The organism is Streptomyces hypolithicus (assembly GCF_052934925.1).
Window position 1 is genome coordinate 984,907 of record NZ_CM128811.1, and the last position, 12,094, is coordinate 997,000.

The 12,094-nt window shown below is 71.7% G+C and carries 5 protein-coding genes and 1 pseudogene; 1 reads left to right on the forward strand and 5 read right to left on the reverse strand.

The features are described 5' to 3' along the window. Window positions 1-97: 97 nt before the first annotated feature. The 5 genes and pseudogenes from ACU6WZ_RS04670 to ACU6WZ_RS04690 all read right to left on the reverse strand — a co-directional run bounded on the left by ACU6WZ_RS04670 (window position 98) and on the right by ACU6WZ_RS04690 (window position 11,148). Window positions 98-6,718: an SDR family NAD(P)-dependent oxidoreductase gene (locus ACU6WZ_RS04670; RefSeq protein WP_447031838.1), complete on the reverse strand. Its 6,621-nt coding sequence runs from the start codon at window positions 6,716-6,718 to the stop codon at window positions 98-100. Window positions 6,719-6,994: 276 nt separating this feature from the next. After that, window positions 6,995-7,261: an acyl carrier protein gene (locus ACU6WZ_RS04675; RefSeq protein ID WP_447031839.1), complete on the reverse strand. Its 267-nt coding sequence runs from the start codon at window positions 7,259-7,261 to the stop codon at window positions 6,995-6,997. A gap of 269 nt (window positions 7,262-7,530) precedes the next feature. Continuing rightward, complete coding sequence (locus ACU6WZ_RS04680) at window positions 7,531-9,207, reverse strand: AfsR/SARP family transcriptional regulator (protein ID WP_447033854.1); 1,677 nt, start codon at window positions 9,205-9,207, stop codon at window positions 7,531-7,533. An 81-nt stretch (window positions 9,208-9,288) separates the two neighbouring features. Beyond that, window positions 9,289-9,348, reverse strand: a pseudogene (locus ACU6WZ_RS04685) (hypothetical protein); the annotation flags it as partial. A gap of 249 nt (window positions 9,349-9,597) precedes the next feature. Continuing rightward, window positions 9,598-11,148 (reverse strand): MFS transporter, encoded by a 1,551-nt coding sequence (locus tag ACU6WZ_RS04690; RefSeq protein WP_447031840.1) that lies wholly within the window; start codon window positions 11,146-11,148, stop codon window positions 9,598-9,600. 212 nt (window positions 11,149-11,360) lie between these two features. On the opposite strand from ACU6WZ_RS04690, the gene ACU6WZ_RS04695 reads away from it, so the two are divergent. After that, window positions 11,361-12,050: a TetR/AcrR family transcriptional regulator gene (locus ACU6WZ_RS04695; RefSeq protein ID WP_447031841.1), complete on the forward strand. Its 690-nt coding sequence runs from the start codon at window positions 11,361-11,363 to the stop codon at window positions 12,048-12,050. Window positions 12,051-12,094 lie beyond the last annotated feature (44 nt).

Below are 12,094 nucleotides of genomic sequence, written 5' to 3' on the forward strand. Positions count from 1 at the left end.
CTTTCGGGTCCCTTCTGAAGGGGCGGGGCCGGCCCGGACAGGCGCGAGGTGCGCCGTCCGGGCCGACCCGATCGCTTACGTCGGGTACGAAGCGGAATCAGCCGCTGATGAACTTGGCCGCCAGCTGAGGGGCCGAGACCACGGATACGCCGTCGAAGCGGGTGAGCACCCGTCCGTCGGGTGTGCACGCCGTGATGGTGAGCGAGGCGCCGGAGCCGTTGCCGCCGGTGGGGGCGGGCTCGACCACGATCACGAACGGCTCTCCGTCGGGCAGCGGGTGGTGCAGGTCGGCCCGGCCGACCGACAGGGGCAGTCCGGCGGTGCCGCGGAACAGCCGTACCCACACGAGGCCTGCCTGGAGCAGCAGGTCCGCCGTGCCCGGTGCGAACCGGGAGCCGGCGAACGCGCCACCGGCCGGGCGGTGTTCGCTCAGCTCGCACTCCAGGACGAGCCGGGACCCGGACTCGTCCTCGGCCAGCACCCGGCGCACACCGCGCAGGGACGGGCCGTGGAACAGCGTGCCGTCGCTGTAGAACTCGGCGGCGTCGCGGCCGGTGCCGAGAGCCGGCAGGCCGCCGACGGCGGCCGCCTCCGTGAGCGCGGCCTGCGGGGCGACGACGGCCGCGTAGTGCGGTCGTACGACGCCCTGGGCGTCGACGGCGCGGATCGCGGTACGGACGGTGTCGCCCTCGGGGGTCATCGCCAGGCTGATGCGTTCGGGCTGGGCGCCGTCGAAGACGATGCCCTTGTGGACGGAGAAGTCCCGGACCTGGCGCACTTCGGCGCCGTGAGCCCGTTCCACCGCGCCGATCGCCCAGCCGAGTGCGACGACCGCCGGGAGTACCGGGGAGTCGCCGATGACGTGGTCGGCGAGGAGCGGATCGCCCTCCAGAGCGGACAGCGGACGCTCGACGGTGACGGTGGCCGTGGTGACGGCCCGCTCGGGCTCCGACAGCGGCGTCGTCGGGCCGAGGACGGTGACCACGTCACTCGCGCGCTCGGGGGAGAACTGCTCGGTGAACATCCGGGCTCCGGTGTCCACCGGGATCAGGGTGATGCCGCGCTCCTGGAAGACGGCCTTGACCTCCGGGGACACCATGCCGCTGTCCCAGGCGCCCCAGTTGAGGGAGGTGACGCGGGCGGCCGGGTGGCGCTGCTTCCATGAGGAAGCCCAGGCGTTGAGGACCTCGTTCGCCATGGCGTAGTCCGACTGGCCCCGGTTGCCGAAGAATCCGGCGACCGAGGAGAAGAGGACGACGTGGCGCAGGGTCGCGGCGTTCAGGGCGGCGGTGACGGTGCGCAGTCCGGTCAGTTTGGGAGCGAAGACGCGGTCGACCTCGGAGGCCTTCTTGTTGGCGATGAGCTGGTCGGCCAGGACTCCGGCGCCGTGCACCAGACCGGTGACGCGGTCCTTGTGCGGGGCGAGCGCGGCGGCGGTGGCGGCCGGGTCGGTGATGTCCACGGCCAGGTACTCGACGTGGCTGCCTGCGGCGCGTACGTCGTCGAGGGTCTTGCGGATCTCGCGGGCGCCGACGACGCCCTGGTAGAGCTGCTCGACCCGCTTCGGGGTCGGCTTCTCGCCCGCCGACTTCAACTCGGCCGCGGCAGCGGCCTTGAGGGCCGCCGCTTCGACGCCCTGCGCCCAGGCGGGCTCGTCGCCCAGCGGGGTACGGCCGAGGAGCAGCAGGCCCGGCTGGTGGCGCCGGGCCAGCTCGGTGACGCACGCGGCGGTGATGCCGCGTCCGCCGCCGGTGACGACGATCAGGTCGTCGGAGGTGAGCTGAGGGGCGGTCTCGGTGTCGGATGCGGTCAGCGACTGTTCGGCCAGGGTGAGGCCGACGCGGCAGGAGCCGTCGAGGCCCACCTGGACGGTGTCGGTGACGGCGTCGTCGACCTCGTCGAGCAGCAGCGCCGCTGCGGCCTCAGCGCTGAGCGCGGGGGCGATGTCGACGGCCCGGCAGAACAGCGCCGGGGCTTCCACGGCGAGGGTCTTGACGAGCCCTGCGGCTCCCCCGGCCGGGGTCAGCTCCTCCGCGACTCCCCCGAGGCCGAACACGCCGTCGAGGCGGGTGACGGTGACGAAGGCGGCGCGGCCGGAGGCGGCGGCGGTGGTCAGCGGCTCGACCGCGTGCTTGGCGGCGAGCAGCGTGTGGGCGAGCCGGCGTACGCCCTCGGACCAGTCTTGGCCGCGTGCTGCCGACAGGTCGAGCACGAGGCTGACGCGATCGGCGAGGATCTCCTCCATCTGTTCGGCCAGTTCGGTCACGCCCCAGCCGGTCAGGGCGTGGTCCTTGACGCCGCTGACGCGCTGGGCGACACCGGGCAGCCGCAGGACATGAACGTGGCGGCCCGACTCGACGAGGCGGGACACGACCGCCGGGGCGAGCTCGGCGCCGTCGTCGACCACGAGCGCGCCGGAGCCCTCCGCGTACGCGCCGACCAGCAGGTCGGGGGTGGGCAGATCGACGAGTGCGGCCTGGGCCCGGCCGATGCCGCTACCGGGCTTGGCGGCGGCGGGCGCGGGCTCACCGGTCGCAGGGGCGGGGACCACGGGGGCCTGGGCGCCGGCTGCCGTGGTGGCGCCCCCGCTCATGAAGTCGACGATGTGGCGCAGCGTGCGAAGCTCCGCCAGCTGCTCGGGGCCGGCGGCGACGCTCTCGCCGAACCGCTCCTGCAACACACCCATGATCTCGACACGCTTGATCGAATCGATGCCCAGATCGGCCTCGATGTCCATGTCCAGCTCCAGCATGTCCGCCGGGTAGCCGGTCTTCAGACCCACGACCTCCAGCAACACCGACTCCACACGAGCCGCGTCCGGACCGGCCGCAGGCGCGGCCATAGGCACGGCCTGCGCCACCGCGCTCGCGCTCATGAACTCCACGATGTGACGCAGCGTACGAAGCTCCGCCAACTGCTCGGGCCCCGCGGACACACCACCCTCGAACCGCTCCTGCAACACACCCATGATCTCGACACGCTTGATCGAATCGATGCCCAGATCGGCCTCGATGTCCATGTCCAGCTCCAGCATGTCCGCCGGATAGCCGGTCTTCAGGCCGACCACGTCCAACAACGCGGCCTCCACCGTCGCCGCGTCCAGGCCGGCGGGGGCGGGGGCGGGGGCGGGGGTGGCCGGCGGTGCGGCCGGAGTGGGCGGGGCGGCGAGGGCGGGGGCGCCGGCCACCGGTGCGGCGGTCAGAGCCTGCGGTACGAGGGCCGGGGCGGCGGCCGGAGCGGCGGGGACCTGCGAGGGCGCCACCGCCTGCGGAGCCGGTGCGAGGGCTGCTGGTGCGAGGGCTGCCGGTGCGATGCTCTCCGCCGTGGTGCGCGCGGCCGGCGCGGGGGCGACGCCCAGCTCCAGGCCGGCCAGGTCGCGCAGGATCTCGTTGGCCCGCAGGTGACTGCGGCCGATGTCCAGGCCGTGCTCCTTGACCGCGTTCACCCCGGCCAGCACCTGGCCGAGCCGGTCCTGGTCGGCGGCGCGCTCCAGCAGGCCGGTGAGGCGCTCGGCGCTCTGCAACTGGCCGCTCAGGTAGTCGTCGTGCAGTGCGAGGTGGTCGGCAACCAGACCGGCCAGGCGATCACTGTCCACGTGGGGTGCCTCCGTGACGGTGGGAGCAGGGGCGGGGGCGGGCACGGCCGGGCCGGCCATGGGCGCGGGCAGCACCGCGGTGGCGGTCGCGGCCGGAGCCGGAACGGCCAGTGCCGCTGCTGCCGGTACGGCCGAAGCGGCCGCCGGCCGCGCGGCGGGCGCGGCGACAGGCGCCGGGGCAGGACGGCCGTTGGGGGCGGACGGCTGGGCCGTCACCGGGGCCGGGGATGGCACAGCCACCGGTGACGGGGTCGTTGCGGCGACAGCCGCGGGGGTGGCGGGGACGGCGATGCGGTAACCGTTGTCGATCGCGTCGCGGTAGGCGGCCCGGCGCTCGGGCGAGACGTAGTTGATGCCGTTGAGCAGGATCGACATGCCCTTGGCGGGCTCGCTCCTGACGGGCTCGGCGACGTAGCGGTCGGCGGTGGCCAGCGGCAGACCCAGTACGGCGAGCTGTGCGACGGCCTGCTTGAGCGCCATGTCCGCGTCGCGTCCGGGGCCTGCGTCGAGGCTGACCACGGTGTGCTCACGGTCGCCGAGGATCCGGCGCACCAGCTGGGTCAGGACGCTCTTCGGGCCGAACTCGACGAAGCAGCGGAATCCGGCCGCGTACATCTCCTCCACGCGGGCGGCGAAGTCCACCGGGTTGATCAGCTGTTCGGCCAGGACCTTCCGGTTGGCGGCGACGTCGTCGCCGTAGACCGCACCGCGGGTGTTGGCGAACACGGTTCCGTCCGGCAGGCCGACCTCGACCCGCTCGACGTCGCCCCGGAAGGCGTCGACTGCGTGGCCGACGAACGGGGTGTGGAACGCGGCCGACACCGGAAGGCGGCTGGCCCGCAGGCCCGCTTCGTTGGCCGCCGCGACCAGGCGCTCCACCTCGTCGGTGGCGCCGCCGACCACGATCTGGTCGGCGGCGTTGCGGTTGCAGACCACGACGCCGGTGCGCTCGGCGAGCAGTTCGGCGACCCGCTCCTCGGGGGCGGAGACCGCGGCCATCGCCCCGGCGTCGAAGCCGGCTTCCGAGGGCGGGGCCATCGCCTTGCCGCGGGCCCTGGCGAGTGCGAAGAAGGCGTCGTCGTCGAGGGCTCCGGAGGCCCACAGCGCGGTCAGCTCACCGAAGCTGTGACCGAGGAACCCCTCGGCGGTGAAGCCGAGTTCGGTCAGGTAGCGGAACTGACCGGCGGACAGGGCGCCGATGGCGGGCTGGGCGTACGCCGTGGCCCGCAGCGCGCTCTCCTGAGCCGTGCGCACGTCGGGACCGAACAGCGTCGGCGGGAACGCGACGCGAGACAGCGGCGCCGCGCCCTCGAAGTGGACGTTGGCCCGGTCGAAGGCGGCGCGCAGCGGCGGCAGCGCCATCACGGCGCTCTGGCCGAGGTTGACGTACTGGCTGCCCTGGCCGGCGAAGAGCGCGCCGACCTTGCCGGCCTTCGCGGCGCCGCTGCGGTAGTGGACGCCCTTGGGGTGCGACCAGGCATCGGCCTGTGGCCGGGCCCGGAGTTCGCCGAGCGCCAGCTCTCGCAGCGTCTTCAGCTCGTCCTCGCCGCGGGCCACCAGCGCCACGCGGGCGTGGCCCTCGGGGGCCGGGCCACCGGTGGCGGGGGCGCCGGCCGCGAGCAGCTCGGTGAGGGCCGCGGTGTCGGGCGCGTGCCACAGGTGCACGGCCGCGACGGGGTAGGAGACCCGCAGGTCGTCGCCGTCGCCGTGCTCCTCCAGCACCATGTGGAAGTTGGTGCCGCCGAAGCCGAACGACGAGATCGCGGCGCGGCGCTTGGGGCGCTCCGGGTCGCGGATCCAGGGGCGTGCCTCGGTGTTGACGTAGAACGGGCCGGAGGCGAAGTCGATGGCGGGGTTCGGCTCGTCGACGTTGATGCTGGGGGGCAGGACCTTGTGGTGCAGTGAGAGCGCGAGCTTGATCAGGCCGGCCGCGCCGGCGGCGGCCTTGGTGTGCCCGATCTGGGACTTGACGCTGCCCACCGCCGCGTACTGCCGGCCGTCGTTGCCGTCGGAGACGACCGCCGACAGGGCGCTCAGCTCGGTGGCGTCACCGACGGCGGTGCCGGTGCCGTGGGCCTCGAAGAGCTCGATGCTCGACGGCGAGCAGTCGGCGTCGTCGTACGCGCGCCGCAGGGCGACCATCTGGCCCTCCTTGCGCGGCGCGTAGATGGACTTGAAGCGGCCGTCGCTGGAGGTGCCCATGCCGCGCAGGACGGCGTACACCTGGTTGCCGTCGCGCTCGGCGTCGGAGAGGCGGCGCAGGGCGAGCATGCCGATGCCCTCGCCGATCAGGGTGCCGTCGGCGTCCTTGTCGAACGGGCGGATGCGCCCGGACTTGGACAGCGCGGGCGTCTTGCTGAAGCACAGGTACATGAAGATGGTGTTCTCGGCGTCGCAGCCGCCCACCAGCATCGTGTCGGAGCGGCCTTCGAGCAGCTCGCTGACGGCGGTCCTGACCGCACCGAGCGAGCTGGCGCAGGCGGCGTCGATCGTCATGTTGATGCCGCCGAGGTCGAGCCGGTTGGCGACCCGTCCGGCGACCACGTTGCCGAGCATGCCGGGGAAGGAGTTCTCCTCCCACGGGGCGTACGCGAGACGGAACTTGGCGACGATCTCCTCGGCGTCCTTCTCGGACAGGCCGCAGCTGCGGACGACCTCCTTGAGCACCGGGCTCTGCAGTCGCGCGGTCAGCGGCTGGGTGAGCTGGTTGGCTCCGGTGATACCGAGCACCACGCCGGTGCGGGAGGCGTCGTACCAGGGCTGGTCGGCGCCGGCGTCCTTCAGCAGGTCGCGCGCGACCACCAGGCTCAGCAGCTGGAGGACGTCAGTGACCTCGAGCGTGTTCGGCGGGAGCCCGAACTCCAGCGGGTTGAACGGCACGTCGGGTATGAAGCCGCCGCGCTTGGAGTACGTCTTGTCCGGCACCGAGGGGTCGGGGTCGTAGTGCTCGTCGACGTCCCAGTGCCCGGCGGGAACATCGTCGATGCAGTCGGCGGCCGAGACGACGTTCGCCCAGAAGTCCCGCAGGTTGCTGGACTTGGGGTAGAGCGCGGAGAGGCCGACGATGGCGATGGGGTCCCGGGCGAGCCGACGGTCGAGGTCGGATTCCTGCGAAGGGTTCACGGCAAGTCTCTCTGGATCTGGGCGAACGGGGACTTCGGTCCCGGCGCCACGGCTCTCGGGCCGGGAGGGGGGGCCGAGGCCGCCGGCGCCGAACCGGGCGGCCTGGTGCGATGGGTGCGGCAAGGCCGTCAGCGGCGGGTCCGATCGGACCGGACGGCACGGCACGGGCCCCTGGGGGTCCTGCTCGGGCCTTGCCGGGCATCAGCGGTACGTAACCGGTGGGCCTCGCCCACCGGGGTGCACCGGCCAGCAGCGGCCGCCCGGTACACCGTGGCGCTACGCGACGGCGGTGTGCTTCTCGCTCTCCTCGGCGATGTGCGCGGCGAGGGCCTCGATCGTGGGGTGGTACCAGAGAGCCGTCGTTCCGAGCTCGAAGCCCAGCCAGCTCTCCATCTCACCGGCAATGATCAGCGCCTGGGTGCTGTCCAGGTCGAGCTCGTCGAAGTACCGGTCCGGCGGAACCTCGGTCGGCGCCACGCCCAGGCGCTGAGCGATCTCCTCGATCAGCCACTTCTGGGCTTCTTCGGCCGTCACGTTCGCCATTTCCCATCCTCTCCAAACGACTTTTTGCATACCTTCGGGGAATGTGGGACTTCTCCCCGAAGAGCTATTCGGGTCTTGCCCGCGATTCGTGACCCTAGGTCGGCCCCCCTTGCGGGGCAACCGAACTCCGCCGCCCGAAAGGCCGATACGCGTCCGCCTATTCGGCCCGTCAAGCTGCCCGCCGCACAATATATGCGCTGAGCTGCGGTGATTCCTTTGGAGAGGACGAGAGGAAACTGCCTGTCAGCCTGGCGTAAGGCTGTCAGCGCTCATGTCAGCCGTTGAAGACTGCCGGGAATCCGGACGAGTTCGGCGACGAGAGACTGGATGGAGACATGCGGACTGGCCGCGAGCCGGGCGACGGCCATGCGCAGTTCGAGCGGGTACTGCCCGCAGACCGCGACCAGATTCCTGGTGGCCTCGAGCTCGGCGGCCGTACGCTCGGGGCCGAGATGCGTCTCGATCAGCTTGTACGCCTCGGTGGCCGACAGCACGTCGAGGGCCATCGACACGGCACCCTCGCGAGTCACCAGGTCCATGACCGGGGTCCGGCTGGTCACGAGCACCACGTTGCCCGAAGTGCCGGGCAGGAGGCAGCGGACCTGCGCCGCGTCCACCACGTCGTCGAGCACCACCAGGAAACGACGGCCGGCCAGCAGACTGCGGAAAAGGGCGGACGCCTCCTCCAGGGTGTCCGGCATCCGCCCGCCCGGGACGCCCAGGGAACGCAGGAACCGGGTGAGTACGGTCCGCGGGTGCACCGGACCGTCCGACGGCACGGCGCTGCCCCGCAGGTCGGCGTAGAGCTGCCCGTCGGGGAAGTCCTCGTGCCGCTGGTGGGCCCACCGTACGGCCAGCGCCGTCTTGCCCATCTCCGGCGGGCCATGGATGACCGCGATGCCCATAGCGGCGCAGCGCTCGCGCCGAGGGGCCAGCAGGGCGTCGAGGGCGGCCAGTTGTGGCTCTCTCCCGACGAAGGGGGAGATCACGGCGGGGAGTTGCGCGGGTGGCGCGAGGCTTCGGGAGCGGGCGGAGGGCTGCGTGGGTACACCGGGCATTGGCCGCCAGTTCCACCCGTGGGCCGGCGGACCGTACTGCTGTCCGGGCGCCGGGCTCGCCGCGCCCGCCGCCTCGCCGCTCACCGGGCGGCCTCGGTCCGCCGAGGAGTCCTGCGTCAGGATGCTGTTGCGTGCCTGCCAGATCTCGGCGCTCGGCTCCACGCCGAGCTCTCTCTTCAACCGCATGCGCAGGTCGGTGAAAAGCCTCATGGCGGCTGCCCTGCGGCCGGAGTCGGCGAGCGCCAGCATGATCCGCGCCTGCAGCGCCTCGTGCAGCGGTTCCTCGTACGAGGCGACTCTGAGGTATTCGACGGCGAAGGCGGACCGGTTCAGCCGCCGGGCCAGATCGGCGAACTCGATGGCCACGTCGATGTGGCGCTGGGCCACCCTGGCCACCGAGGGGTGGTGCCAGAGCTGGGGCAGGTCCTGCAGCAGCCGGCCCTGCCAGCAGCGCAGGGCCTGCTGGTAGAAGTCCAGTGCGGCGGCAGGCTCGTGCGCCGCGCTCCGGGCGGCAAGGGCGGCCAGTTCCTCGAAACGTGCGAGGTCCAGTCGCATCGCGCCGCTGTTGAAGGCGTATCCGCCGCGGACGGTGCTGATCCTGCGAAGCGATCCACTGGGGCCGCCGCCCGGAGCCGGCTCGATGATCCGGCGCAGCCGGGCGACATAAGTATGGACCAATTGCGGATATGCGGGCGGCGCGTCACCGGGCCACAGAATGTCGGCAATCTCTTCGTGGCTGACCGTCTGATCCTGCTGCACGGCGAGCAGACCGAGCAGGGCTCGCTGCTTGAGCGGCATGGAGACGGGCTCGTCGGCGCTCAGGACGGTGAGCGGCCCGAGAATCCGTATCTCCTGGGCGAATAACTGCGGTTCACCGCGGGTATCCATATCCGGTTCACAGTTCGCGGAAGCGATGTCACATCCGACGACCTGGGCCAAACGGGCCAGCGTACCGAAGCGTGGATTTTTCACCTGCCCGCGCTCGATATGGCGAACCGTGCGTACGCTGACGGCGGCCCGTTGGGCCACCTCTTCCTGCGTTAACCCCGCTCTGATACGCGCGGCGCGCAGTGCAGCACCCCGTACAATCCTCAACCATTCCCCCCACCTTCAAGCCGGCCTGGCGAAGCCGGCACAAAAAGCAGACATGCATTCCACTCGCGATCACTCTATTGCGCAGAATACATGGGAAGCGATCATTCCTATTAGGAAATTTCCAAAACTTAGCAGGCGCGCAGGCGCCTGGAAGGTCATCCGATTTCGGAGAATGCGGACGAATCAGACCGTCCGCAGCGCCCCGTCCCGCGCCGTCTCCGCCTGCGGGTCGCTGCCGGAGCCGCGGCCCTCGGGGTCTTCGGGCGAGCGGCGCACCAGGAGCAGGACGAGCACCCCGGCCGCCAGGGCCGCGACTCCGCTCACCAGGAAGACCAGATCGAGGCCGGCGGCGTAGGCGTCCTCGACCGCCCGCGCGCCCACGGCCCGTGCCTGCGCGGGGAGTTCGGCCACGACGCTCGCCGACTGGCCGCCGGTGACCAGCTCCGCCGCCGCGTCGGAGTCGTCGAAGGCGCCGCTGGCTGCCAGCTCCCGCCCGATCGCGCCCGAGAGGATGGCGCCCACCACGGGGATGCCGACGGCGAAACCGAGCTGCCGGAAGGTGTTCGCCGCGCCACCCGCCATGCCCGCCCTGCTCGCGGGCGCCGCCGCCAGTGCGGCCGACGCGAGGATCGGTGAGGCGATGCCGACGCCGATACCGGTCAGCAGCAGTCCGGGAAGCAGCGCGGTCCAGCCCGAGGTGGGCGTGAGCAGCATCTCCGACAGCGTGCCGGCACCGATCAGCAGGAGCCCCGCCCCGATCGGCCACTGCGGCGCGACGTCCGCGAGGAACCGGCCCGCGAGACCGGCGGCCACGAAGGACATGCCGCTGAGCGGCATCAGGATCAGGCCCGCCTTGACCGGGCTGAAGTCGAGCACGGACTGAGCCCACACCGAGACGAAGACCAGGTTGGCGAACGCCGCGGCACTGAACACCACCGCACCGGCCATCAGCCCGCCGAACGACGGCGTGCGCATCAGCTTCAGGTCGAGCATCGGATCGCGACGGCCCCGTTCGACGAGTACGAAGACGACCAGGGAGACCACCGTCCCGGCGAACAGCGCGAGCGGGGTGCCCGCCCCCCAGCCGTCCTCACCGGCCCGGATCAGCCCGAAGACAAGCAGTGTGGCGGCCAGCGTGAAGCTGAGCGTGCCCGGTACGTCCACCCTGCGATCGGTCCTGGTCTGTGAGCGGGTCAGGAAGGTGTGCCCGACGAACAGCGCGACGGCCGCGACAGGCAAGTTGACCAGGAAGATCCACCGCCAGTTCAGGTGCTCGGTGAGCAGCCCGCCGAGGATCGGCCCGGCGGCCGCGGCGGCTCCGTTGACGGCGCCCCACAGGCCGAACGCGATCCCACGGTCCTTGCCCTGGTAATGGGTCGCCAGGAGCGCGGTGTTGGTGGCGAACATCGCGGCCGCGCCCAGGCCCTGCACACCGCGCGCGGCGATGAGCAGGCCGCTGCTGTCCGCGAGGCCGCAGGCGAGCGAGGCGAGTGCGAACACGGCCAGGCCCGCTACGTACACGCGCTTGGCGCCGGTGAGGTCGGACAGTGAACCGATCGCCATCAGCAGTGCGGCGAGCACCAGCACGTAGATGTCGACCACCCATTGCAGGGCGGTGAACGACGCGTCGAGCGAGTCGGTCATCTGGGGCAACGCCACGCTGACGATGGTCACATCGACCAGCAGCATGAAGGTGCCCAGACAGACCGCCAGCAGTGGCATCCATTTGCGCATGACGCGGGGCCTCTCGGGGAGCGAGCCAAGGGGGACGGAACTGCGGCACCGGCGGTGGCCGTCCGGGGCCGGCGGTGGCCGCCAGGGGCCCGTCCGGGGCCGTCAGGGGGCCTCTTAGACAGTGACTAAGAGGTTAGGGTGACTCTACGCCCCGATGGTCACCGGGCGTCAAGTCGCTCCGGCGACTTCCCCTCAGCGTTAGGCTTTTCGTCATGTCTCAGTCAGCGCCGCGCCGCCGCTCCCGCGCGGGGGCAGGCCTGCCCCCCATCACGGCGGACAAGATCATCGATGCCGCCGTCGAACTGACCGCGGAACACGGCCTCGACGGCTGGTCGATCCGGCAGATCGCGACGAAGCTGGACGTCTGGCCCGGTGTGGTCGCCCATCACGTGGGTGACCGGGAGGCGGTGGTCATGGCCGTCACGGACCGGGTGATCGCCCGGATACCGGTGCCCGACGCGGACGTACCGTGGCGCGAGTGGTTCACCACGCTGACTTTCGAAGGACGCGCGGTACTCAAGCAGTTCCCGGGTGTGGCACGGCGCATGGTGGTGGTCGGGCCGAACGTGCCCTCCGCGCTGCCGACCATCGACAAGGGCATCAAGGTGCTCCTGCTGGCGGGTTTCGGTGACCACGCCACCGAGATCTACCGCTATCTGCTCAACAGCGCCTTCATGCTGGTCGCGGTCGAGGACGACCGCAGCAATTTCTTCCCGGACGCGCGGGCCCAGATGGGGCGCGCCATGGCCGCGTTCGCGGCGGACACCACGCGCCCCGGTCTGGCGGCGGCGGGCGCCCAGGCGGTCGCCCGGAGCGCGGAACCGGGCGCGCAGGATCTGGCGTTCTTCCGGCTCACCGTGGAGCGCTCGCTGGACGGCGCACAGGCGTTGCTGAAGCCGTAGGGGCTGTCCGGCCGAGCCCCGCGACGCCGCGGAGATCAACCGGA